At 42.3% G+C, this 24,822-nt stretch carries 27 protein-coding genes and 1 pseudogene; 13 read left to right on the plus strand and 15 right to left on the minus strand.

Features of this window, described 5'->3' with window-relative positions:
• The first annotated feature begins 570 nt into the window (after positions 1–570).
• The 3 genes from rimO (at position 571) to H6G83_RS20070 (ending at position 4,251) form a co-directional block, all read left to right on the plus strand.
• Positions 571–1,890, plus strand: coding sequence for a 30S ribosomal protein S12 methylthiotransferase RimO (rimO, locus tag H6G83_RS20060; protein WP_190475537.1), 1,320 nt, complete (start codon positions 571–573; stop codon positions 1,888–1,890).
• Positions 1,891–1,957: 67 nt separating this feature from the next.
• The gene (locus H6G83_RS20065; RefSeq protein ID WP_190475539.1) at positions 1,958–3,490 is read left to right on the plus strand and encodes a DEAD/DEAH box helicase; all 1,533 of its coding nucleotides are present in this window, start codon (positions 1,958–1,960) and stop codon (positions 3,488–3,490) included.
• A gap of 185 nt (positions 3,491–3,675) precedes the next feature.
• Positions 3,676–4,251: a Uma2 family endonuclease gene (locus tag H6G83_RS20070; protein WP_190475540.1), complete on the plus strand. Its 576-nt coding sequence runs from the start codon at positions 3,676–3,678 to the stop codon at positions 4,249–4,251.
• Positions 4,252–4,552: 301 nt separating this feature from the next.
• Here the strand turns inward: H6G83_RS20070 and H6G83_RS20075 are convergent, their stop codons facing one another.
• The 4 genes from H6G83_RS20075 to H6G83_RS20090 form a co-directional block, all read right to left on the minus strand.
• Entirely contained in the window at positions 4,553–4,714 is a 162-nt protein-coding gene (locus H6G83_RS20075) for a hypothetical protein (RefSeq protein ID WP_190475541.1), read from the minus strand.
• Positions 4,715–4,746: 32 nt separating this feature from the next.
• Positions 4,747–5,694: an aldo/keto reductase gene (locus H6G83_RS20080; protein ID WP_190475542.1), complete on the minus strand. Its 948-nt coding sequence runs from the start codon at positions 5,692–5,694 to the stop codon at positions 4,747–4,749.
• A gap of 195 nt (positions 5,695–5,889) precedes the next feature.
• A complete protein-coding gene (gene dusB, locus H6G83_RS20085; RefSeq protein ID WP_190475543.1) occupies positions 5,890–6,942 on the minus strand; it encodes a tRNA dihydrouridine synthase DusB in 1,053 nt (350 codons plus the stop codon).
• Positions 6,943–7,144: 202 nt separating this feature from the next.
• The gene (locus H6G83_RS20090; RefSeq protein WP_190475544.1) at positions 7,145–8,023 is read right to left on the minus strand and encodes an MBL fold metallo-hydrolase; all 879 of its coding nucleotides are present in this window, start codon (positions 8,021–8,023) and stop codon (positions 7,145–7,147) included.
• Positions 8,024–8,040: 17 nt separating this feature from the next.
• On the opposite strand from H6G83_RS20090, the gene H6G83_RS20095 reads away from it, so the two are divergent.
• Together H6G83_RS20095 and H6G83_RS20100 are read left to right on the plus strand one after the other, a co-directional pair.
• Entirely contained in the window at positions 8,041–8,211 is a 171-nt protein-coding gene (locus H6G83_RS20095; RefSeq protein WP_190475545.1) for a hypothetical protein, read from the plus strand.
• 101 nt (positions 8,212–8,312) lie between these two features.
• A complete protein-coding gene (locus H6G83_RS20100; RefSeq protein WP_190475547.1) occupies positions 8,313–8,477 on the plus strand; it encodes a hypothetical protein in 165 nt (54 codons plus the stop codon).
• Positions 8,478–8,648: 171 nt separating this feature from the next.
• Here the strand turns inward: H6G83_RS20100 and H6G83_RS35980 are convergent, their stop codons facing one another.
• From H6G83_RS35980 to H6G83_RS20145, 10 genes are all read right to left on the minus strand, one after another.
• Complete coding sequence (locus H6G83_RS35980; protein WP_277876378.1) at positions 8,649–8,774, minus strand: hypothetical protein; 126 nt, start codon at positions 8,772–8,774, stop codon at positions 8,649–8,651.
• Between the two features lie 215 nt (positions 8,775–8,989).
• Positions 8,990–10,663, minus strand: coding sequence for a tetratricopeptide repeat-containing protein (locus tag H6G83_RS20105; RefSeq protein ID WP_190475549.1), 1,674 nt, complete (start codon positions 10,661–10,663; stop codon positions 8,990–8,992).
• Positions 10,657–12,102, minus strand: coding sequence for a caspase family protein (locus H6G83_RS20110; protein WP_242044704.1), 1,446 nt, complete (start codon positions 12,100–12,102; stop codon positions 10,657–10,659). Before H6G83_RS20110 ends, H6G83_RS20105 begins: the two co-directional genes overlap by 7 nt.
• 164 nt (positions 12,103–12,266) lie before the next feature.
• Complete coding sequence (locus tag H6G83_RS20115) at positions 12,267–12,518, minus strand: type II toxin-antitoxin system HicA family toxin (protein WP_190475551.1); 252 nt, start codon at positions 12,516–12,518, stop codon at positions 12,267–12,269.
• Entirely contained in the window at positions 12,511–12,735 is a 225-nt protein-coding gene (locus H6G83_RS20120) for a type II toxin-antitoxin system HicB family antitoxin (protein WP_190475553.1), read from the minus strand. Before H6G83_RS20120 ends, H6G83_RS20115 begins: the two co-directional genes overlap by 8 nt.
• Before the next feature lie 152 nt (positions 12,736–12,887).
• Positions 12,888–14,060 (minus strand): hypothetical protein, encoded by a 1,173-nt coding sequence (locus H6G83_RS20125; protein ID WP_190475555.1) that lies wholly within the window; start codon positions 14,058–14,060, stop codon positions 12,888–12,890.
• 223 nt (positions 14,061–14,283) lie between these two features.
• A complete protein-coding gene (locus H6G83_RS20130; RefSeq protein ID WP_190475557.1) occupies positions 14,284–15,405 on the minus strand; it encodes a geranylgeranyl reductase family protein in 1,122 nt (373 codons plus the stop codon).
• 168 nt (positions 15,406–15,573) lie between these two features.
• Positions 15,574–16,122: a ribosome recycling factor gene (frr, locus tag H6G83_RS20135; RefSeq protein ID WP_190475559.1), complete on the minus strand. Its 549-nt coding sequence runs from the start codon at positions 16,120–16,122 to the stop codon at positions 15,574–15,576.
• Positions 16,109–16,837, minus strand: a complete 729-nt coding sequence (gene pyrH / locus H6G83_RS20140) for a UMP kinase (RefSeq protein WP_190475560.1) — start codon at positions 16,835–16,837, stop codon at positions 16,109–16,111. Before pyrH ends, frr begins: the two co-directional genes overlap by 14 nt.
• A 70-nt stretch (positions 16,838–16,907) precedes the next feature.
• Complete coding sequence (locus H6G83_RS20145; protein ID WP_190475562.1) at positions 16,908–17,462, minus strand: thioredoxin family protein; 555 nt, start codon at positions 17,460–17,462, stop codon at positions 16,908–16,910.
• Between the two features lie 329 nt (positions 17,463–17,791).
• Between H6G83_RS20145 and H6G83_RS20150 the strand changes: the two genes are divergently transcribed.
• The 7 genes from H6G83_RS20150 to H6G83_RS20180 all read left to right on the plus strand — a co-directional run bounded on the left by H6G83_RS20150 (position 17,792) and on the right by H6G83_RS20180 (position 21,988).
• A complete protein-coding gene (locus tag H6G83_RS20150; protein WP_190475564.1) occupies positions 17,792–18,505 on the plus strand; it encodes a DJ-1/PfpI family protein in 714 nt (237 codons plus the stop codon).
• A 40-nt stretch (positions 18,506–18,545) separates the two neighbouring features.
• Positions 18,546–18,764: a DUF6887 family protein gene (locus tag H6G83_RS20155; RefSeq protein WP_190475566.1), complete on the plus strand. Its 219-nt coding sequence runs from the start codon at positions 18,546–18,548 to the stop codon at positions 18,762–18,764.
• A 51-nt stretch (positions 18,765–18,815) separates the two neighbouring features.
• Complete coding sequence (locus H6G83_RS20160; protein WP_190475567.1) at positions 18,816–19,202, plus strand: DUF433 domain-containing protein; 387 nt, start codon at positions 18,816–18,818, stop codon at positions 19,200–19,202.
• Positions 19,203–19,274: 72 nt separating this feature from the next.
• Positions 19,275–19,649, plus strand: a complete 375-nt coding sequence (locus tag H6G83_RS20165; RefSeq protein WP_190475570.1) for a DUF433 domain-containing protein — start codon at positions 19,275–19,277, stop codon at positions 19,647–19,649.
• On the plus strand, positions 19,646–20,038 hold the full coding sequence (locus H6G83_RS20170; protein ID WP_190475571.1) for an ACP S-malonyltransferase: 393 nt from the start codon (positions 19,646–19,648) through the stop codon (positions 20,036–20,038). Before H6G83_RS20165 ends, H6G83_RS20170 begins: the two co-directional genes overlap by 4 nt.
• A gap of 108 nt (positions 20,039–20,146) precedes the next feature.
• Positions 20,147–20,434, plus strand: a complete 288-nt coding sequence (locus tag H6G83_RS20175) for a DUF433 domain-containing protein (protein ID WP_190475573.1) — start codon at positions 20,147–20,149, stop codon at positions 20,432–20,434.
• 126 nt (positions 20,435–20,560) lie between these two features.
• A complete protein-coding gene (locus H6G83_RS20180) occupies positions 20,561–21,988 on the plus strand; it encodes a pPIWI-associating nuclease domain-containing protein (protein WP_190475575.1) in 1,428 nt (475 codons plus the stop codon).
• 128 nt (positions 21,989–22,116) lie between these two features.
• Here H6G83_RS20180 and H6G83_RS20185 read toward each other — a convergent pair.
• A pseudogene (locus H6G83_RS20185) lies at positions 22,117–23,217 on the minus strand (nickel-dependent hydrogenase large subunit); the annotation flags it as partial.
• A 116-nt stretch (positions 23,218–23,333) separates the two neighbouring features.
• Between H6G83_RS20185 and H6G83_RS20190 the strand changes: the two are divergent.
• Positions 23,334–24,779 carry a site-specific integrase gene (locus H6G83_RS20190; RefSeq protein WP_190475577.1) on the plus strand — a complete coding sequence of 482 codons (1,446 nt, stop codon included), beginning with the start codon at positions 23,334–23,336 and terminating at the stop codon, positions 24,777–24,779.
• Positions 24,780–24,822: the final 43 nt, after the last annotated feature.

Here is a 24,822-nt window from a genome sequence, read left to right on the forward strand (position 1 = left end):
TCCCCCAACCCCCCATTTTACTGCCTCCTCCTGACGAGAGAATTTGGCATAAAACTAACCATAAGTTATGTTAAGATAAAACTTGACTACAAGAGGAGTTTGCCACTCACAACACGCAAGGCGGCTTCCCATGATTTCGGCAGAGTCCCTGCGTTTCGTCGTAGGTCAAGCCTTATGTTCAGGGTAGCATTACTGCTTTATGGGCGTAGTCGCAAGAGCGATTTCCCTGAAGGGTAGCGACTTCTCACAACCAGCCCTTTGGGCGGCTTCCCGATGGGTAAATTAAAAAAGCATACGCTGCTGCGGTAATGTACAATACCAACAGGCGAATTGTTAAAAAATATTAAAAAGTGTCAGATTTATCTAAAGACACTACAATTTACCCTGGGACACAAGCTAATAAAAACATCATAACATGACTTGAAATAGTCAATGTCAAGGTTTACAGGCAGTTGTTGACAGTGGATAAAACCACAAGATCGCTGCTGTTTAAGGGTGCGAATAACAAAGAGCGAAATTATCGGGCTTTGTGTTTAATAACAAGAAAAAACTGGAAGTTTTTTTCAAAATATGGGTGAAAAGCCAACAATAGCAATTTCTCACTTGGGCTGTGAGAAAAATCGAATTGATACCGAACATATGCTAGGGCTGCTGGTCAAAGCAGGCTATGGTGTAGATACAAATGAAGAGTTAGCCGATTACGTAATTGTCAATACTTGTAGTTTTATTGAAGCCGCTAGAGAAGAATCTGTTAGAACTTTAGTAGAACTGGCAGAAGCCAACAAAAAAATTGTGATTACAGGCTGTATGGCGCAACACTTCCAAGAACAATTATTGGAAGAATTGCCAGAAGCAGTTGCTGTAGTTGGCACAGGGGATTACCATAAGATAGTTAACGTAATTGAAAGAGCAGAGCAAGGCGAGCGCTTAACGCTAGTTAGTGCCGAACCCACTTATATTGCAGATGAAACTACACCACGCTACCGAACTACTACCGAAGGTGTTGCTTACCTGCGAGTAGCAGAAGGGTGTGATTACCGTTGTGCATTTTGCATAATTCCCCACTTACGCGGGAACCAGCGATCGCGTACTATAGAATCTATAGTGGCTGAAGCAGAGCAGCTAGTTGCTCAAGGGGTACAAGAGATCATTCTTATTTCCCAAATCACCACAAACTATGGTTTGGATATATATGGTAAGCCGAAACTAGCCGAATTACTGCGGGCTTTAGGGAAAGTTAATGTACCCTGGATCAGGATGCACTACGCCTATCCCACGGGATTAACCCCGGATGTCATAGCGGCAATTCAAGAAACGCCGAACGTGTTACCATATCTAGACTTGCCCCTACAACATTCTCATCCCGAAGTTCTCCGTGCCATGAACCGTCCCTGGCAAGGGCGAGTCAACGATGAAATTATCGAGCGCCTCAAGATAGCCATTCCAGGTGCTGTGTTACGGACAACATTGATAGTAGGCTTCCCTGGAGAAACAGAAGCACAATTTGAGCATTTACTACAGTTCGTCCAACGGCATGAGTTTGACCATGTGGGCGTGTTCACATTCTCAAGGGAAGAAGGAACCGCCGCATACAAACTACCCGACCAACTGCCCCAAGAGGTGATGGATGAACGCCGCGATCGCCTCATGGCACTCCAGCAACCAATTTCTTGGCGCAAAAACCAGCAGGAAGTCGGCAAAACCGTTGAAGTCCTGATTGAACAAGAAAATCCTGAAAATGGGAAATTAATCGGTCGTTCTGGCAGATTTTCCCCAGAAGTTGATGGTTTGGTCTACGTTGAGGGCGAGGCGAAGCTAGGAACTATCGTCCCTGTGAAGATTCACAGCGCGGATGAGTATGACTTGTTTGGTCAAGTCAGTCATAACTGACGGCTAACACAGACGCAAGTTTCAATTTACAAATCTACAAACAGAAAAACAAAATCTAGGAGAGTTGATGAGTCTTTCGTTTCAAGAACTAGGAATTTCCCAAGACCGTGTAGAACACTTAGAAAAACTAGGTTTTACTGCACCGACAAACATTCAAGCCCAAGCTATCCCTCAACTGTTGTCAGGACGTGACGTAGTAGGTCAATCACAAACAGGTACAGGTAAAACAGCAGCCTTCTCACTGCCCATATTAGAACGGTTAGACGTTAACCAAAAAGCAGTGCAAGCCCTAGTTTTAACTCCTACTCGTGAATTAGCCATCCAAGTCCACGATGCAATGGCTCAATTCGTTGGTAACAGTGGCTTACGAGCTTTGGCAATTTACGGAGGTCAATCAATTGACCGCCAAATTTTACAACTCAAACGCGGTGTGCAAGTCGTCGTCGGTACACCAGGACGGGTAATTGACTTGCTAGAACGGGGTTGTCTGAAGCTAGACCAAGTTAAATGGTTCGTACTGGATGAAGCCGATGAAATGTTAAGCATGGGCTTTATCGACGATGTAGAGAAAATTCTTTCTCAAGCACCCCAAGACAGACAGACAGCTTTGTTCTCAGCTACCATGCCACCATCAATTCGGATGTTGGTCAACAAGTTTTTGCGATCGCCAGTTACAGTCACCGTTGAGCAACCCAAAGCCACACCTAATAAAATCAATCAGGTAGCTTATCTCATCCCCCGCCACTGGACAAAAGCCAAAGCCTTACAGCCAATTCTGGAAATGGAAGACCCAGAAACAGCTTTAATCTTTGTTCGTACCAGACGCACAGCCGCCGAACTCACCAGCCAACTGCAAGCTGCTGGTCACAGCGTAGATGAATATCACGGCGACTTGTCCCAACAAGCAAGGGAAAGATTATTGACTCGCTTCCGTAATCGTCAGGTACGTTGGGTAGTAGCAACAGACATCGCTGCACGCGGTTTGGATGTGGATCAACTATCTCACGTCATCAACTACGACTTACCTGATAGCGTGGAAACCTACGTTCACAGAATTGGTCGTACTGGTCGCGCTGGTAAAGAAGGTACAGCAATTACCTTAGTACAACCATTTGAGCGTCGCAAACAGCAAATCTTTGAACGCCATGTGCGGCAAAATTGGCAATTGCTTACCATACCCACCAGGGCGCAAATCGAAGCACGCCACATTTTGAAACTGCAAGAACAAGTTAGAGAAGCGTTAGCTGGTGAGCGTTTGGCTTCCTTCTTGCCTATTGTCAGCGAATTGATTGAGAAATATGATGCTCAAGCGATCGCCGCCGCCGCCCTGCAAATCGCTTATGATCAAACTCGTCCCGCTTGGTTAAGCACCGAAATCGACGTTCCCGAAGAAGTAGTATCCACCCCCAAACCCAAGCTGATCAAGCGTCGTGGTGAAGGTGGTGACAGAAATCGCAACTGGAACAAATCAGAAAACGGTGACGAAGACAGACGCGGTACACCCAAACCAAAATTACGCGGTGGTAGCCGTCGTGAACCTTCCGTTACACCAGCTAATCCTAAGTTAGGTTCACCAGCTGCTAGAGAGTCTGCTTCTTAGTCATTAATCAGTGACTAAATACGGCTAATACCAATTCTGCAAAATTCAGCAACAGATGCAAACTTCCAAATACTGACAACATCTGTATTTCTTAATTTTGAATTTTGAATTTTGAATTTTGAATTGGTATAACTGTTTTGATCAGCTTGTAGGAACATGAATATAAACAGATTGCTTCTATTCTTATGTTCACAATCTCAGATTTAGAGCAGCTACAAGCTGAACATCCAGAATGGCAGATGGAACTAGTGGACGGTAATATCCTGGTTATGGGGCCATCTGATTATATTTCAGAAGAAATAGGCGCTGAGTTAATTCGATTGCTGGGAAACTGGGTTCGCCCACGTAAGTTAGGACGAGTGACTGGTTCTAGCGCTGGTTTTATTCTGCCAAGACTGGAAACGGAAGACAACGAAGCTGATGTAGAAAAGCGCAATCTCCGCGCTCCTGATGTATCCTTTGTGCGTGCGGAGAAGCTAAAAATTAGCAAACGTGATTTTGTTGAGCTAGTACCCGACTTGATGGTGGAGATTAAATCCAAGTCAGACAGCATCAAGCCGCTAGTAGAAAAAATTCAATTATTTTTAGACCTGGGATGTACGGTGGGGATGCTCATCGACCCAGATAAATTAACATTAACTGTTTATCGGCTCAATCAAGAGCCAATAGTTTTACAAAACAAAGATAAATTAACCATACCTGATTTACTTCCAGGCTGGGAGTTAACAGTCTCAGAAATTTGGCCGCCTGTGTTTGAGTGAGAAGCAGTTATCAGTTGACAATTGACAGTTGACAGTTATAGCAGTAGCCACATAGGTTAGGACATAGGTAAATTATAAAACCCTTACAGCATATTTTGGGTAGATGAGGTACTAGCATAGAACCCAAAACAATGTAGAGACGTTACATGTAACGTCTCTACAGTATTTCACGAATATTGAAACTGCTGTATATTAAGTAGCTTTTGAAGCTGTCCCCTGTCCCCTGCTATATCAGTTGACAGTTGTTACACTCCCCTGTTCCTTTTCCCCTCCTGGGAGGGGCTAGGAGTGGGTTACTCCCTCATCTCCCCCAGTCCCCAGTAGTATCCAAAATGTAGGGTGCGTCAGTACGAGAAACCCTAGCCATACCAAGAAAATACTCATACTGACGCACCCTACTAACTAATTTTGAATTTTGCGGAAAGTTTTGTAGGCGGGTTTCCCGCCGTAGGAAACTTTCCAAGACGAATTTTGAATTTTGAATTTAAAAGTCCCCTATTTCCACGGACGAGTAACTTTTTCTAACTCCTGAATTTCCTCGTCGCTTAATCTCCAACCCAAAGCGCCTACATTTTGCTGTAACTGCTGGGCATTTTTGACTCCAGCAATGGGAATTACGTTACCTTGGGAGATTAACCAGTTAAGGGCGACTTGGGCGGGAGTGCGATCGCGCTTTTCTCCTATGCTACGTAGTAGTGATATTACTGGTGCGATTTTTAGCAAGCCATCTTTATTAAATTTTGGATCTATACTTCTTGCCCCTGCTGGACTTTTGCCACTATCAAAAGTATATTTTCCTGTAAGTAATCCTTGAGCTAAGGGGCTATAAGCTAAAATAGTTACATCCAAATCACGAGCAGCAGCCAAAATACCGTTAGTTTCTATTTGTCTACTGAGCAAAGAATAACGGGTTTGGTTCACCGCTAACGGTATACCCCTAGCCGCTAATATTTTATAGGCTTCACGCATTTGTGATGCTGTGTAATTACTGACACCAATAGCGCCAATTCTGCCCCGCTCCACCTCATCAGCTAAGGCATTCATCAAAGTTTCTTGACTTAACAAAAAACTAAATGGCCAATGCACTTGGTAAAGTTCAATACGCTCAAGTTGCAGGCGTTTGAGACTATCTGTTAAAGCATCAGCAACAGACTGACCTGTAAACCGCCAAGGTGCAGGGCCAAATTTCGTGGCAACTTGCACAGGTTTTTGCGCTTGTTGGATAAATTTTCCTAATAATTGTTCTGAAAGTCCTAACCCATAAATTTCTGCTGTGTCAAAGAAGGTAACACCAGCCTCTAAAGCTGCTGTAAATGCTTCTTGCAATTGTTCCTCGCCATACTCACTGCCATAACTCCAAAAAACTTTGTCACCCCAAGCCCAAGTGCCAATGCAAAGGGGTGTGACAGTAGGGCCATTTTTCCCTAACGTAATTGTTTCCACGATCGCCAGACTTCATTTAGTTACACTTCTTCACTTATTTAGTGTAGCGTTTATCAGGCAGTTGACAGTTGACAGTTATCAGTTATCAGTTATCAGTTATCAGTTGTCAGTTGCCAGTTGTCAGTTATCAGTTGTCTTCTTCCTTTCCCCTTTCCCCCTTTCCCCTTTCCCCCTTCCCCAGTCCCCAGTCCCCGCTTAAGCTACTTGAAAGTTATCTGCCTCCTCGACAACCTCATAACCATGAGCTAACTGCTCAGTAGCTCTATCAATCAAATCTAAACCTTGTTGGACTGTTTCAATTACACTTAATTGTCCGCGTAGTTCCGCCGCGCCGACGAAACCCTTAGCGTACCAAGTCATGTGTTTGCGGGCTTGACGGACACCGCGATCGCCTTTATATTCCCATAAGGCTTGTAAATGATCTCTGGCACATTCCAAACGTTGAATTGGTGTAGGTGCTGGTAAGATTTCCCCAGTTTTCAAGAAGTGGTCAATTTCTCCCACCAAAAACGGATAACCCAAAGTCCCGCGAGAACACATCACACCATCAGCGCCAGTCTCTTCTAAACATTTCACCGCCGCTTCCACTGAAAATATATCCCCATTCCCAATTACCGGGATAGAAAGAATTTCCTTCACACGGGCTATCCATTCCCAACGGGCGTTACCATTGTAACCTTGAGCGCGGGTGCGTCCATGCACCGTAATCATTTGCGCTCCCGCATCTTCCATCCGCTTGGCAAAGTCGAGGATGGTAATTTCTTTATCATTCCAACCAATACGGGTTTTTACGGTGACAGGGACATCAACAGCTTTCACCACTTCCCGCACGATAGCTTCTGCTACTTCCGGCTGGCGTAATAAAGAAGAACCGCCACCATTTTTAGTAATTTTATTTACCGGACAACCCATATTAATATCAACAGTATCAGCGCCTTCCGCAACGGCTTTAACTGCCGCTTCTGCAAGAAAATCAGGGCGACAGTCAAACAGTTGTATACTAATTGGTCGCTCGTTGGGGTCTACCTCCATGATTTTTGGTAACTGCTTGACATAGTGTAAACCCGTAGCATTGACCATTTCCGTATACATCATCGAATCTGGTGCATAGCGACGGACGAGGCGACGAAACACCATATCTGTCACCCCCGACAAAGGCGACTGAAGAACACGGCTTTTAACCGCAAATGAGCCGATTTTTAGAGGTTGAGCAAGTCGAGCTTTGAGGCTGGGAGACAGAGTAACCATAGAGGCAATTGAAAATAAGTAACTCGCTGTGAATATTTAGTCTTGGGGGAAGGCAGGAGGCAGGAGGCAGGAGGCAGGAGGCAGGAGGGAAGAAGGTTTCAGCCTAATTCACTTTTCCTTACATAGTTCGGTTTTCCACGTCGTTCTACTTACCAAATCAATCTTAACTGTTGACTATTGACTATTGACTATTGACTATTGACTATTGACTCTCATCAACCATTAACTCAATACACTTGTGCATCTGCTGGCGCATTGTATCAACATCAGCGTGAAAGCGTCGTCCATGTCCAGGCAATACCCACTCAAAAGAGTAATCAGCTAATCGGCGCATGGACTTAATTTGTTCTGCCCAAGAATACCAGCATACATTATGAAAGGCGATCAATTGTTGCTGAGTTTCTGACCAAGCCAGATGATCACCTGTAAACAGAAACTTGTTTTTATATAGTAAAACTGTGTGTCCTTTAGTGTGACCGGGGACGGGAATAATTAAGACATCTGGTTGTAAAGTAAATGGTTCTGCACCAGATAATTGTATTTCTACATTGCGAGTACCTGTAGAAATTTCATCAACGTGTAAGATACGTTGACATTGGAAATGTTCAGCAAACTTTTGATGATCTGCCACATCATCCCGATGAGTTAAATACATATATTTAATTCCCCCCATCTCTTCTATCCGCTTCACTAAAGGGGGCGTAAAGCGTGGGGAATCTACTAATATGTTTCCTTCGGGTTGTTGAATTAAATAGCTGGCTGCACCGTAAGATTTTTCTGAATGATAGCCACAGTGATAAATGTTTTCTGTTACTAAAATAGGAAAACTTTCCTGTCCCAGTTTGATATCTTTGGGTTTTTCCACAGTACCAATAGAACTGGTGGGACAAGATAACAGTGCTTGTAGTGCGGCTAATCTTTCTGTTTCATTTGCTGGTTGATGATGCACTGCTGACATATCATCAACGCGATGAAAAACTTGCGGTGTCATCCAGCGACAGGTATCGCAGTCAATGCAGGTAGTATCGACATAAAAATCGCCCTCAGTATTTTCCGGGCGACGAAGATTTAAGTGAGCCATAATCACCTCTGGCTGCCATGCTAATTGGTAAGCGGGTAATTAACCCTGATTCCACCACCCTAGCAAAAACTACTTACGACTATCAGCATCACTGGAGATATATCAATGTCAACTTAAGCCTGGGCGAATGTAATTCGCGGCTACACAAACAAAGTCCGCCTACGCGGACTAACAGAAAATCAACTTAATATCTTGCACCACTACCTTCCACTCGAAAATCGAAGCTCGAAACCCTTATAATTTCGTAGGGTGGGCAATGCCCACCATTCGCCTATTGAGAAAGTGCAAAATGTCAGTCAAGGGTTTTGTCTGTATAGATGCGGTTTCTAACCGCCCAGAGTTTTATGATTTACTCGGCGAATGTAATTCGCAGCTACACAAGCAAAGTCCGCCTTCGCGGACTAATGAAAAATCAAAAGTTGGAAACCCGCGCAGGCGGGTTTTGTCTGTGTAGATGCGGTTTCTAACCGCCCAGGGTTTTATGATTTACTATAAACACTCGTCCACGAGTATCAAACACTCGTTCACGAGTATCAAAGACTCGTCCGCGAATATTAAAGACTCATTCACGAGTATCAAAGACTCGTCCGCGAATATCAAAGACTCATTCACGAGTATCAAACACTCATCCGCGAGTATTTAAGACTCGCTCACGAGTATCAAAGACTCGTCCGCGAGTATTCAAGACTCGTCCGTGAGTATCAAAGACTCGTCCGCGAGTATTAAACACTCGTCCGCGAGTATTAAACACTTATGAACGAAGTTCTTAGCCTCATTCACGACTATAAAACACTCGTCAACGGAATTACAAATTATGATTCCGGCGCAATGAAGAAAATTTAATAGGTATTCTTTGGCTGGGAAGGGAGTAAAACATTCGTCAACCAATTTCAAAATTACAAATTATCAGTTAATTATCTTGCCTTACCGAAACCAACGGAAGACAAAAGCAATTATTCGCCTAAACTAAGGCTCACTATGTTGACGTAAGTATTCCAAATTATCTCGCACGGTAACTGTATGAGGATGATCTGCTCCTAACCGTTTTTCTAAAATCACCAAAGCTTCGAGATACAAAGCTTTGGCTTCGCTATACTTGCCCTGGGAATAGTATAGTCCAGCCAAATTGTTGAGGCTAATTGCCACATCGGGGTGTTCATCCCCCAGCAGGCGCTGTCTCATCGCCAAAGCCTCAATGAACAAAGCTTCGGCTTCGCTGTACTTGCCCTGAGATTTGTAGAGTTCAGCCAAATTGCTGAGGCTAGTTGCCACATCCGGGTGTTCATCCCCCAGTAGGCGTTTTTGTATCGCCAAAGCCTGAATATACAAAGGTTCGGCTTCGCTGTACTTGCTCTGGGATTTGTAGAGTAGAGCCAAATTGTTGAGGCTATTTGCCACATCAGGGTGTTCGTCCCCCAGTAGGTGTTTACTCATCTCCAAAGCCTGAATATACAAAGGTTCGGCTTCGCTGTACTTGCCTTGCTTATCGTAGAGTCCAGCCAAATTGTTGAGGCTAGTTGCTACTGAGGGGTGTTCATCTCCCAGCAGGCGTTTTTTCATTGCCAAAGCTTCGATGTATAAAGCTTCGGCTTTGCTGTACTTACCCTGGGAATTGTAGAGTTCAGCCAAATTGTTGAGGCTAGTTGCCACATCAGGGTGTTCATCCCCCAGCAGGCGTTTTTGTATCGCCAAAGCCTGAATATACAAAGGTTCGGCTTCGCTGTATTTGCCTTGAGAATAGTATAATCCAGCCAAATTGTTGAGGCTAGTTGCCACATCAGGGTGTTCGTCCCCCAGCAGGCGTTTTCTCATCGCCAAAGCCTGAATATACAAAGGTTCGGCTTCGCTGTACTTGCCCTGGGAATTGTAAAGTGCAGCCAAATTGTTGAGGCCATTTGCCACATGAGGGTGTTCTTCCCCTAGCAGGCGTTTTCTCATCGCCAAAGCCTGAATATACAAAGGTTCGGCTTCGCTGTACTTGCCCTGGAAATAGTAGAGGTAAGCCAAATTGTTGAGGCTATTTGCCACATCGGGGTGTTCTTCCCCAAAGCGTTCTCTAGTGGTTGATAAACATTTTTGCAGCCAAGGTAAAGCTTGCTCGTAAGCTCCTTGACCTTGGTAAAATCGATTCAAGCCCACAAAAGGCCACATTAAATTATCCTCATTTAACCAAGCTTGGTAAACTGTAGCCACTTCTTCAATATGAGGAATAGCCGGGCTTGCTTGAGTAATTTCTATCAATGTGGGTGTCTGTGGAATATCCTGCGCTATTGCTACCATCGCTTGACAAAAACCGCGCTTGAGTTCGTCAACTTCTGCTAACTCTTCTAACTTCTGTCGCAATAATTCCTGAATGCGATCGTGAATTTGGTAAGTTTCCTCTGCCAATTCTTGCAACAAATAACGCTCAATTAAAATAGTGCGGTTAGCTTTGAGGTCAAATTCTAAATTACTAGCACTCGCTGCTGATTCTACCAAAGTCCAGGGAATAGGAGCTAAAGCAAACAAACTCAACAAACAAGCTAACTTTTGCGCCTCTAGTTCTAAACACTCCCAATTCAACTCAAAGGCTGCTGCTACACCAGACTCACCTGTTGCTGCTTGCTTTTCTTGTAGCCTTGCAAGGATGTCTTTTAACATAACACTCCCCTTGATTTTCGGCTGTATGCTGCCACTTGGTACAGTCCAATTGGTATATAACCCATTAACTCGCAAATTTTCTTTGCTGTCTCTGTCTCCTGTTGCACATATTCGTTACCCAATAGCTTTGTTAATAATTCTAAGGCTGCATCTGGTGACAATTCACCTAACTGCAAATAGGGATAAATCAAGCCCGTATTTTGACGAGTCGTAATTAACACTTTAAACCGAGAACCTTTAGCTGGCAGATAGTCTTTAATTTGCTTCCAGTCTTTCACATCATCAAACACTAATAAAGCTTTGCCTGCTTGCCAATTCCGCCAACAATAAGCAACTTTACCATTCAGGGTTAATTCTTGGGGAGGATGAAAGTTAGAAAAATTCACTACACCAAACTCTACTAACTGTGTTCCTAATTCAACACCTTGAGGATTCAACCAGCAACACCCACCAGGATAATCTGCTAAATGTTGCCATGAGTATTGAATGGCTAACTCTGTTTTGCCTACGCCACCTTCCCCAGTCTCATCACTAACTACAACTACATCATTTTCCTGTAACAGTTGGTGCAGTTCGACTATTTTCTCATCTCTACCGACAAATTTAATAGCGTTACTCGGTTGAATATTGTGGGGAATATCTAAAGGGTTGTAATGATACTCTTCTTGATCTCCATCCCCATTGCGATAATAAAAGTAAGTCGGCAGTTGTTTTTTATCTAAAGTTTGAAACTGCTGCTTCACTTGTGCCGCAACTGCTAACATATCCGGCGGAAAGCTGCCATTGGCTTGTGTTAAAGCCTCCCTCACAGCTTGGGAAAAATACCCCGTTTTCTCTGCTGTGTTTATCTTGGCTATTTCTCCTTCCCGCGCCGCCAGTAACACAAACTGTTGACTATCCGTTCTTGGCTTCCCACTGGGAAAGATTCTGCCGCCTAAATTGGTTGGTCGTCCCTGAGTTTCTAAGAAATAATTAGCACAGGCATCAATAATACAAATGTGATGGCGAATGTTAAACCTATCTGAACTCAATAACAGCAGGAATGAGTTTAAATCTAGATTTAGCCAGTTATTTATAGTCGCATCAGCACAAATTAACCTGCGTTCTCGTTCGGCAGAAATCAAACCATGTCCAGCCCAAAAGATGTACAGTAAATCACCAGCCTTTTGTGAGAGAAAGTTAGTCACAATATCGTAGAGATTTTCTTCTGTGGCTGACTCTACCTTTAACTCACATTCCCCCAGTAAGTGATGATTTTCTGCCAATGGCGACAAGCACAGGCGAATATTCTCCGGCGGTACACCACACTCACACAACCACCGGGCAAACCTCAGCGCGTCTTGGGCTTGTCCTCCTGTATTCCATGCAGTTTCGTGATATTTTTCAATACCCACCACTAAGCCGTAAGTTCGTTCCGGTTTAGCTGTCAACTGCATCATGATTTAGATTCTCAGGTGATGTTGATAAATCATTAAGCTGTTCCACATTTAACTTGCATAACTAGGGCGGGCAAGATGCCCACCCCACAAGAGTATGATGTTATTTCAATATGCAAACTAAATGTTTTTCAGCTTACTAATATTCTTAAAACACATAGTGGTATTTATTGAGGTGTTTCACTATCATTTTCAGTAGTTTCATCTGGCATGGTTTCTGTGTCAGATATGCCAATAGCTTGTAGAACCTGTTTAATTATCTTGGGGTGCATAACTTTACCTGAATGAAAAGGAATCACAACTCTCACTGCTTCTCGAAGATAAACTCTATGACTTCCTTTACTTCTAATTTGAATAAAGCCGGCTTTTAACAAAAGGCTTTCAGCTTCTATTGCAGTGAGGCGAGGCTGTTTAGGCAATTTTAACCTCCAAGGTCATTGTTAATATTTCTTTGTTTTGAAGTGCCTGCTTTTCTGCATGAGACAATGTTTCTATGTAAAGTTCAACTGCTTCTTTAATGTTTTCTTGTACTTCTGCTAGTGAATCACCTTGAGATTGACAACCAGGAAGTTCAGGACAATAAGCATAATATCCATCTTCATCTTTTTCGATGACAATGCTAACTTTATAGGACATATCAAATTTACCTTTACTCAGCTAATATTTGGAAAATTGATATAGGAATCCGATTTGATTTCTGAAAAATTATCAGTATTTGTAGGGTGGGGAGTGCATCGCCAAAACCATGATACGGTGGGCAGTGCATCGGCCTACTAAACAATAAATCATCACGGCAACTTGGCAAAAATCGCCTCCCAAGTTGTAGCATTTGTCCAATAAGCGTTATGAGAACGGGGGAATGGTTGTTGACTATTCACCTCTACATCCTCAACTTTAGGGAAAATTCTACTACCGACATAGCTGAGGAAATCCCGTAAATCATAAATATTTAACCATTTCGGGAAATGTTCTGGCAGTGGTTGACCGTATTCTAAGCTGTGCAAGGCGTTAATTTCATATAAAAATGGTGCTTGGGAACCGACAGTTACTAATAATTCCACCTGAGAGATTGGTTGCTGCACTAGCAAGTCTACACAGGCGATACCGCCTAAACTATGGGCGAGTAAAACTACTGGGGGTTCGGCTTGGGCAATTTGTTCTTGAATAAAAGCCCGGATTTTCTCGCCCCTTGTCTGATAAAACAGGACATCACAGGGTATTGGTGAAATTTTATCAGTGGCTGCTCCACGCCTGCGTTTGACGTAGTTTGTCCCCAGGTGCAGCAATGGCTGTAATAACCAACCACCTAAACCTAACTCGGCTTCAGCTAAGGACAAAGTTAGCAATTTGACAACGCGATCGCGCATTTGTGCATCGGTGAGTATGGGGGGAAATCTTTGCTGTTTTTCACTAATCCGCATTGCTTGTGCAATAATAGCCCTAGCAATAACGGCCGCATACTCACTTAATTCTGATTCGCTGATTTTGGGTAAAATTTCGGCATAGGGTTGAGAGTTAATCACTGTGTCTCTGGCTTCCCCAAACACCCCAGCAATTCCCGCTTGGGATAATTCCGCTTCTAGTTCGGCGCTGGGGGTGAAATTTTCCACCCGCGCCTGTAATATGTCTGAAGGTTGTTCGCCAAAGGGGTTTGAGCTTCCTTCGGCAGTTGATATCAAGGAGAGCGATCGCAATTCATACAAAGGATAGCGGTATAATTCTCGCCAAAGTAAAATATCTGCATCTTCTGTCTCTGTTTCATTTAAAGCCAGTGTGCCATCATACAAAGGCACTGTTGCACCGTTAGCATTTAACTTTGTGCCGCATACATCACCCCAAAGACAAGGTGCGACTATAATATCTTGATTGCGATCGTGAATCTTTTGCTTAATTATCTGGAAAGTTCCCTCATATTCGGGTTGTCTTACCCCTGTGCCATGTACAAAGATTATAGTGGTCATAGTTATAGAAATTCAAAATTCAAAATTCAAAATTCAAAATGTATACATAGTAAAGTTTTGAGAATTTGTATCTAAATTGGTGTTATTTATTTGATATCTTGCACCTTCTCAATAAGCAGGTGGTGGGCAATGCCCACCCTACAAAACTGTACCACCAGAGGTAAAAGTAAAGTTCGTAGTGTTCGCGTAGCGTCTCGTAGAGACGCTACGCGAACACTACAAACTAACCCTTAAAACCGGGAATTAAACGCTTGAGGGCGCGTCCTGCAACGCTACTGTAGGTCATTTCACCACAGAGGATTTGACCCATAATTTTTGGTGCAGTGGGGCGCTTGACACCAACTTGATAACCTACGTTAGGAAACCGATAGAATGCGTTGGCTAGTTTTTGCGCCCAAGCCATTTCTGCACCCCAAGTTTCATGGATGATTTGGGTGTATGATTCTAAGGCGTTGATGTCACCGAAAAGGGCTTTGTCCACTGCGGCGGCGGCTTGAACTCCACTATAAATTGAGGGTCTAATTCCTTCGGCGGTCATGGGGTCAACTACACAAGCTGCTTCTCCCGCCAAAATAGCGTTTTGTGTATGTAATTTTTGATCACCATTCCACAAGGCGATGGGATGTCCATATTGTTTACTGGTCTGGACATCTATATTAAATAATTGGGAGTATTCAGCCAATATTTTCTTAAAGTCTTGGGGTTGTCCACCAATAAAGGTTCCTACGCCAATTGAATAACCATCTTGTTTAGGGAAGTTCCAAATATAGCCGTTCTTGACTAAGCCAAACTCGAAGTGAATTGTTGATTTATCTTCGACCTCGGTGGGAACTTCTGCTTCTAATGCACCAGCTAAACGGCGTTTGCGGTCTTTGAAGCCTAGCCATTTCGCCATCGGCCCTTTAGCACCATCAGCAGCGATTAAATAGCGTCCAGTAACTGAACCATTGGCTGTGTTAACTTGCCAGCGATCGCTACCAAATTCAATTCCTGTTACTTCTGTATTATCTCGCAGTTCTGCGCCTTGTTTTTGCGCTTGCTCTACTAAAAAATGGTCGAAAATTTCTCGCCGCACCATCCACACTGGTTCTTTGGTGTCAATTTTCGCTTCTACGGGGTCGTCTAAGTTCCAGGTAAAGCGAAATGAGTCTACTTTTAGAGAAATTGCTGGGCTAAAGTCAAAGTCAAACCATTCGGCAACTATTGGTGACACTCCCCCGCCACATGGTTTATATCTAGGTAGGGTTTCTTTTTCTAAAATTAATACTGAGCGCCCTTTTTTGGCTAAATGATATGCTGCTGCGCCACCCGCAGGCCCAGCACCGACAACTATAACATCATACATAATGCAAAATTTGACTGTTAACTGTTGACTGTTGACTGTTGACTGTTGACTGTTGACTGTTGACTATGGACTGTTGACTGTTGACTATGGACTGTTGACTGTTGACTATGGACTATGGACTAATGACAAAAAGGCTGAAGAATTTTATTCCTTCAGCCTGGAAGTTAATTAGACTGTGGAGATGTCTTTTTCTTTTTCTGCCAATAATTCGTCAATTCTGGCGGTGTATTTATTGGTGAGTTTTTGCAGTTTATCTTGTAGGTCTTTGGCTTCGTCTTCGGAGACTTCGGCGTTTTTCTCTTGCTTGCGAATTGAGTCTATCGCGTCACGGCGGATGTTACGAATAGCTACACGTCCTTCTTCGGCGTATTTAGCAGCAAGTTTGACTAGTTCTTTGCGGCGATCGCTTGTTAAAGGTGGTATATTTAAGCGCACTACGGAACCGTCGTTACTCGGTGTTAAACCCACATCTGATAGAGAAATCGCCTTTTCGATGATATTTAAACTGCTTTTGTCGTAAGGCTGAATCAGTATGGTGCTGGCATCTGGCGTGTTAATATTTGCCAGTGATTTTAGGGGTGTAGGTGTACCGTAGTATTCTACTGTTACCTTATCTAGTAGACTGGCATTAGCCCGTCCAGTCCGAATTGTATTAAATGCACGTTGAGTCGCCTCAACAGTGCTTTGCATTTTACTTTCAGCTTCAGCTAATTTCACATGAACCTCCCACAAGGGTACCGATGGCTTCTCCTAAAACGGCGCGGCGAATATTGCCTCGCGTTGTTAGGTCAAATACAAGAATAGGGATATTATTTTCTTTACAAAGGGCGATCGCCGTGCTATCCATCACGCGCAAGTCTTGAGTTAAAACATGGGCGTAGGTGAGACTGGTATAACGTTTAGCGTTAGGATAGATTTCGGGGTCTGCATCATACACCCCATCTACCTTAGTAGCTTTAAATATTACTTCTGCGTCTATTTCTGCGGCTCTTAATGCGGCTGTTGTATCTGTGGTAAAAAAGGGATTACCGGAACCCGCACCAAAAATAACCACCCGTCCCTTTTCTAGATGACGGATGGCTCGACGGCGGATATATGGTTCAGCTAATTCCTGCATAGCGATCGCGGTTTGTACCCGCGTCTGTACTCCTATGCGTTCTAGCGAATCTTGCAGCGTCATGGCATTCATGACTGTGGCTATCATACCAATATAATCGGCGGTGGCTCTGTCCATCCCCGCCGATGCTGCTTTTACGCCTCGAAAAATGTTACCACCGCCCACGACGATGGCGATCTGAACGCCAGAGGCTATCACCTCTGCTATTTCTTGGGCTATTTCTTTGACCACTTCTGGATCAATACCATAACCCATGTTGCCCATTAAGGCTTCACCGCTCAGTTTGAGTAAAACCCGTCGGTAATTCGTTCCCATGAAGTTCCGCTTTATCAAAAAAGTTGCAAGTGCCTCCAATTTAAGATAGCAGTACAGGGACTGTCTATGTCTAGATACGCCAGATCAATGAAGTGCCTACTGGTTCCGTTTCAGGTACTGGTATTGGTTCGCCTTTTAACAGAGCAGCGATCGCCCAACGCAGATAGTCTTCACCCAAAGATGATGGCTTGTGAGGATGATTGTCAATCTGCCCTCTATATCGCAATATACCATGTCTGTCCATCAAGAATGCCATCGGTGTTTTTGTCGCGCCAAAACTGCGGCTAACATCTTGGGTAGAATCCCACAGGTAAGGAAATTTTAATTCGTGCTGCTGGGCAAAGGCTTTCATACTTGCTAGGCTTGTGCTTCTGCCTTCGGTAATTTCACTAGCATTGATGCCCATTAAAATGAACCCTTCTGCCGCAAATTCCGCTTGTATGTTTTTAATTCTACCTAAATATAGATTTACATAAGGGCAGTAATTGCATAAAGAAATTACACCAACCGCCTGAAAATTCCTCAAGTAACGGCTAAGATGATGGACTTGATTGTCAATCCCTGGGAGTTCAAAATCTGGTGCGTAGCCACCAACCGGAGTGTTACTTGTTTCTAGGATGGTCATTTTCTTTAGCCAGCCTGCAATAAAAACAATAGTTTAGGTGAGGTTCAGTCTCGCTTTTGGGAAATGAATCACCTGTTTGTAAATGCGGAATCTATAGTAAATCTTATGTACGGTGTCCTCCCGCGTAAATTGTAGAACTACTGAATTTCTGTGCCTGTTTATCAGGATTTTGTGAAGTGTTTTTAAGGAAGAACTGGTAATGGGTAATGGGTAATGGGTAATGGGTAATGGGTAATGGGTAATGGGTAATGGGTAATGGGTAATTGGTTTCTGCTATTACCCATTACCCACAACTATGATATGACAAGTGTTTAAATGGACTTGATGTTATGAGTTATCCCATATCGATAGGAATTGTGCTATTTCCTGGTGTGACACAATTAGACTTCACTGGGCCTTATGAAGTATTTACGAGATTTCCTCATATTAATTTATATTTAATGTCAGAAAGCTTAGAACCGATTAGGAGCGATCGCGGTTTGACTTTTCTCCCGGATACAACTTTTGTCCAAGGGCCTAATTTGGATGTGTTATTTGTCCCTGGAGGCCCTGGAATTAATGCCAAACTGGAAGATAAAGACTTTTTGCAGTTTCTCAAAACCCAAGGAGAACAAGCAAGTTACGTTACATCTGTGTGTACGGGTGCTTTACTTTTGGCTGCGGCGGGTTTACTTGAAGGGTATCGTGCTACTACGCACTGGCTATTTTTGGATTTATTAGCAATGTTCGGTGTGGAAGTGGTGAAAAAAAGGATTGTTATTGATGGTAATCGGATTACAGGCGGAGGGGTAACGGCAGGGATTGACTTTGGATTAGCGATCGCCGCAGAATTATTTGGCGAAACTCTAGCGCAGGAAATTCAGCTACAAATAGAATATAATCCCCAACCGCCATTTAATAGTGGTTCTCCTGATACTGCACCTGCGGATGTACTGAAGCGGGTTCAAGCAGCGAGTCGAGATATGCAGGAAACTAGAAGACAGATTGTTCAACGAGTGATTAGTGGAGAGTCAACGGGCGATACCTCCGGTAAGCTACGCTAACGGCTCTATTGGGTACTTGGTGCAAATGGAGGTTGATATAATGAGCAAGCCTAACTTTCAAGCTATGAGTCAGAAAGAGTTGCATGATTATGTTCTTGCTCATCGGGATGACCAAGAAGCTTTTTATGCTTATATAGATAAATTACACGCCGAAGCAAACTGGATTGAAATGCCGCCATTACAATCATTACAGGATTTAGATAATTATCCTGAATTTATTCAACGTTTTACTGGTGGTTCTGGGGGCGATCGCTCTTAACACTATTCACTTTAGAATTAATAAACTGGTGTAGCCAAAAATTTGCTGTCTATGAATATAGATACATTACAAGGATTTGAAAAATCAGGTATCATTCGCACAGAGCGAGGGCTTACTATCATAGACACTCGTGTTACTCTTTACGATGTGATGGATTTTCTCAAAGCCCAGTATCCACCTAAATTAATCCGTGATAAGTTTAACTTGACAGATGCACAGATATATGCAGCAATATCTTACATTGAGACAAATGGCGCTGAGTTAGAAGCTGAGTATCAAGAAGTTCTAAGAACAAGAGAAGAAATTCGTCAGTATTGGGAAGAACATAATCGGGAACGTTTGGCTGAGATTGCTAAAATACCCCACAAACCAGGTCAAGAACTTTTGTGGGCAAAGTTGGAACAGCAGAAAGCCCAACGTGTTGCTCAAAAAGTATAGTCAACAGAGCCTAAGCTATGATTAGGGATTGTTAGACTTCAGGATGAAGTGGTTAGATGGGAAGTTAGAGTTATGACTTCAATATTTAATGGGCAATCAGGTATTATTCGCACAGAGCGAGGGTTGACCATTGCCGGGACTCGCATTACAGTTTATGATGTCATGGATCATCTAGTAGCAGGATGGACACCTAAATTAATACTTAACTGGCTACCTTTGACACAAGAACAACTTGATGCAGCACTTTCATATATTAATGCTAACCGTAGTGAGGTAGAAGCAGAATATCAAACTGTGCTACAGGAAACTCAAGAAATACGTAAATATTGGGAAGAAAAAAATTGCGATCGCTTGGCACAAATTGCTAAGATGCCTCCAAACCCAGGACAGGAAGAGATTCATGCTAAACTCCAAGACTGGAAAGCTAAACTTGGTCTGATGGCATGATTTTTCTAGTTGATTACAACCTGACAGGCTATGTAGTTTTGTTTCAAGGAACTCTAGCGGCTCAAGGTTGGCTGGATTTATTGTCTATTCGTTTTGTAACGTTAACAGAAGTTGGTTTAGCTGTTGATAGCAATGATCGGATGATTTGGCGTTACGCGCAATCTAATCAAATGCTTTTGTTAACTGCGAATAGGAATGCTAAAGGTGAAGATTCGCTCGAACAAACAATTCGTGATGAAGGCACATCAACAACCTTACCAGTAATTACTATTGGTAGCTTGGATAAACTTGTCGAGAAAAATTATCGGGAACAGTGTAGTGCGCGTCTAGTTGAGATTGTGCTGTATGTTGACAACTACCGAGGAGTTAGTCGTTTGTTTATTCCTTAAGGCTGCCATTTTAGATTGAGAGTAACTTAAGGTTTGTCAGGCGATCGCACCCAGGATACTCAACAGAGCCTAAGCTATGATTAAGGGCAAGACTGAGAAATTTACCATATGCAAACTATTACTGACATCGGTACATTAATTGTACGCACACCTGGAACTGTTGGGGGTCGCCCTCACATTGCCGGAACTAGAGTATCTGTACAGAGAGTTGCAACTTGGTACAAAATGGGGCTGAATGCAGAGGAAATTGTAGAACGAATGGGCAATGTAACTTTAGTTCAAGTTTATGCTGCTTTAACTTACTATCATGCTAACCGCGAAGAAATCGAAGCATATCTTGCTGCGGAGAAGTTAAGCTATGAACAACTTGCTGCCCAGATGGATCAGTTAGCATGAGTGAAATACGATTTTTAGTTTATATTATTTATACAGATAAAAATTAATTTATCCTTGTCAATATTTTTTGTTGTTAGATATAATTTGTTATATCTTTTTAATTTATGTAAGGAATACAATTAGTTCATGGATAGTGACAAATTAGAAAACTTAAATAAGGCAAGCTCTTATACTGTCAATTCTCTCCGCTTACATACTAATCAACTTACGAGTCAAATGGACACAATAAAGGGTCTGCTCGAATCTCCAAAACTGACTGATAATTTCAGTAGAATTACAGGTCAATTAGAGCAGATCAAAAGTCTGATGGAATCTCCAAAAGTGACTGATAATCTCAATAGAATTACAGAGCAATCACAACAGATTAAAAGTCTGGTTGGCTCTTCAAGTTTGACCGACACCTTGAGTAGAATTACAGAGCAATCACAACAGATTAGAAGTCTGGTCGGCTCTTCAAGTTTGACCGACACCTTGAGTAGAATTACAGAGCAATCACAACAGATTAGAAGTCTGGCTGGCTCTTCAAGTTTAACTGAAGCCTTGAGTAGAATTACAGAGCAATCACAACAGATTAGAAGTTTGGCTGGCTCTTCAAGTTTAACTGAAGCCTTGAGTAGAATTACAGAGCAATCACAGCAAATCAGAAGTATGGTTGACTCTTCAAGAGTAGTAAATATCTTGGAAAATAGTTTAAGGCAAACAGAAGATATTGAACACCTTATTGGAGCTTCAAAATTCACTGATCTCACTGAACAAGTTGAAAAAGCTTTTAGTCTTGTAAGAACTTTGAGAGTGGAAAACTTGACTCAGATTTCATTAACTAGATTAAAATTGGAAGATATTGGTAAGTCAGTATTATTAAAGGATGATTTACGAATTTCTTTAATTACAAATTTCGATAAACTTTTAAGTTCATACTCACGTCTAGCTAAACTCAGAGATAGTGAAACATTTGATGCTGTACCTGCTGAATTAATATTAGAGCAGCCTGCATTAGAGATGCTTGAGTCAGTTAGCTTACTAGAAGTAATATCTGAAGAACCTTTAGATAAAGAAATTGAAGCAGAAAAAAACGATATTAGGCGCGAGATATTAACAGATAGAGTAGGTTTAGAGCAGCTTTTAATAAATATAGGTGCAGAAGATTTAGTCGGAATGTGGCAAGGAGCCACAGAGGCTTTAGAATCCGAACGCACAGACTATGCAAGACATTTTTCTGTTTCCCTGCGTGAGTTATTTACACACATAATTCACAGACTCTCACCTGATAAGGAAATTCGTAATTGGAGTAATAATTCAGAACTTTTTGATAAGGAAGGTAAGCCCACAAGAAAAGCCCGTTTACTTTTTATCTGTAGAGCAGTAAACCATGATATCTTTACTGATTTTATTAATAAAGATATTACTGCAATGCTTGAATTTATTAATCTTTTCCAACGAGGAACTCATCAAGTTGATAGTCCTTTTACACCCCAACAACTTCTAGTTTTAAAATATAAATTTGAGTCTAATATTCGGTTTTTAATTGATACATGGCGATTTAATAATGAATAGCTATGAAGAATTTCTGCAAATGTATCAGATTTTGAGTAAGAGGTACTAAATATAGTTAGTAACTTTTTGTAATTCAGCCATAGAAAAGTTTAGGCGCGTTAAATTTACAAATAACGCACCTAAACTAACTACGCAGTGCGAAAACGCGCCAACTCCTCGCCGGTCTTCGCATCATGGGCGTGAACAGTACACACCAAACAAGAGTCAAACGATCGCGCGACGTGTCCCACTTCCACTGGATCAGTTGGATCTTCAATCGGCGTACCTACCAAAGCCTCCTCAATCGGGCCTCTTACCCCTTCACCATCACGGGGGCCGACGTTCCAAGTTGTCGCTGCTATCACCTGGTAATTCTTAATCTTACCACCTTCTATATCTACCCAGTGACACAAAGAACCCCGTGAGGCTTCAGTTGCACCCCAACCACGACCGTCTTTTTCTTTGGGTTTGATATACCAGGGGTCATTTAAGACGAACTCACGCAGACATCGTTCCGCTTGACGGTATAACTTGACAATTTCGTGAACTCGTGCAAGCTGGCGTACATGAATACTAGCACCACCCATTTTTCGGAAAACATCCAGAATAAACCCGTCGTAGTGTTGCCAAGATTCGCCATGCTGACCACCTGCGACTAACTGACGCGCTAGGGGGCCGACTTCCAAACGTCCAAAGTCTTGGTGTTTGACTGCACTTGACCAAGAATAGGCGTTATTAAAGTCTTTGGTGTTCTTGGCGGTGGGGTTAGTCGTCCGGTCAAAGGGATGGACATCTGCTGTGCCTTCATCATACCAAGCATGGGTGGTATTCTCACGGGCAAAGGTATGATCCATTAAAGTATGTGTGTCTGTGAAGCTGTCATACACACCACTTTTCATAATCATGGCTGCATTGCGGCTTTCGATGGTCGGCTTTTGGTATTTATCCTCATGGGGTAAATAGCCCCAGGTGACGAATTTACCCACACCAGCACCATATCTATCTAAGCCGATATCTAAACCCATGCGCCAGTAAAAGCCCAAGTCTGACTCACGGTGTTTAATGTCTTCATCTAACCAGTCCCTGAAGTCATCGTAAGTTTGAATTTCTTCGTAGCGTTCCAAAGAACAACCCAGCCATACAGGTTCTAACCAGTTGGTGCGGAAGTATTCTAAAATTGCCCAGGCGCGGGTAATATCGGTGAGGGTGGGGGCGCACATCACACCACCAGGCACCATATAACTGCTATGACAACTGGTGATATATTAAAAATGTTACTGAGTAACTTATTAAATAAGGTCAGTTTGCTCAGTAAGAACATTTTATTTTCACCATTTCAGTTTATAAATAAGGGAATATTTAGGGAATGAGCGGAGAAAATCAGGGTAATTGCGAGGAAACATATTCCACATCTACACATGAATATGTAAATGCAGACTTAACCGACTTATTCGCCGATATATTTGCCGATTTTGAACCGCAGAACACCACAGACGGTAGCTATAGGGGAACAATGGCGAAAATAAAAGCAACGGAATTACGGTATCAAGCAGTTTTTGAACAGAAGTTAGTCGAAGCCAATACTAATTTAAAAAGGGAGAGAATAAGAGTTAGCATTAAACAAACTGGCAATTCTCTCCAATTACGAGCTACCCTACCCTTAAAACCAGGGGATAGCAGTGTAGGTAAGCAAAAAAAGCAGTACGATTTGTCTCTAGGGATACCTGCCAATTTAGAGGGATTAAAAACTGCAATTGAAGAAAGTTACGAGTTAGGTAAATTAATTGCTCGTCATACTTTCCAGTGGAATGAGAAGTATTTAGGAATTAAGTCTAGAGAGAAGCAAGAGATAAAAACTATTGGGGAATTATTAGATATATTTGAAGAAAAATATTATCAAACTCGTCAGAAAACTATAACCAGTCAAAATACTTTTCCTAACTATATATCTGTAATTAAAAGAAACTTCCCTCTCACACATTTAGCCACAAAAGAAAATTTTGAGGCAATTATTAATTCATTTCAGGGAAATAAAAAAAATGAATTGATTGCGGTAACTTCCGTTTTGATTAAAACCTTTAATTTAGGATTTAAACTAGATGTTAAACGGGATAATGTCACACCAGCCCATCGAGAAATTCCCGATGATGATAAAATAATATACTCTTTTCAATTATTTGAAAAATTCGCACTCAACCGCAAAAACACAAACAAAAGTGATGAAATTGACACTTGGGAAATGTGGCGTTGGGTATATGGAATGTTGGCGACTTATGGATTAAGACCACGGGAATTATTTGTAGAACCGGATATTAATTGGTGGATGTCTCCCCAAAATATAGACCATACTTGGAAAGTGAATAAAAATACCAAAACTGGATATCGAGAAGTTATCCCTTTTGTACCGGAATGGATAGAATTATTTGATTTAAAAAATTCCAAACCATTAAATATTTTAGAACAAAAGGTGGCAAAAATCGCCTCTGTACAAAATATTAATTGGATGCGAAGAGATATATCCAGATGGTTTAGAAAAGTGGGAATTGAGTTTCAACCTTATGATTTACGTCATGCTTGCGCCATTCGAGCGCATCTTCAAGGAATACCCATTAAAGCCGCAGCAGACAATTTAGGTCATACTGTTGATGAACATACAAAAACCTATCAAAGATGGTTTGGGATTGAAAATAGGAAAAAAGCCTTTGGTGAGGTAATTAGTCAAAAGTCATTAATTGAGTTGCAGAAAAATGAAATATTGGCGTTAAGGATGGAGAATGAAAGGTTAAGGTTGGAGTTGGAAATTCTCAGATAATCAGGACTTATGTACTAACTAAGATTTTACGTCATTACGTAGG

This window comes from Anabaena azotica FACHB-119, assembly GCF_014697625.1.
GTDB classification, from domain to species: Bacteria; Cyanobacteriota; Cyanobacteriia; order Cyanobacteriales; family Nostocaceae; genus Trichormus; species Trichormus azoticus_A.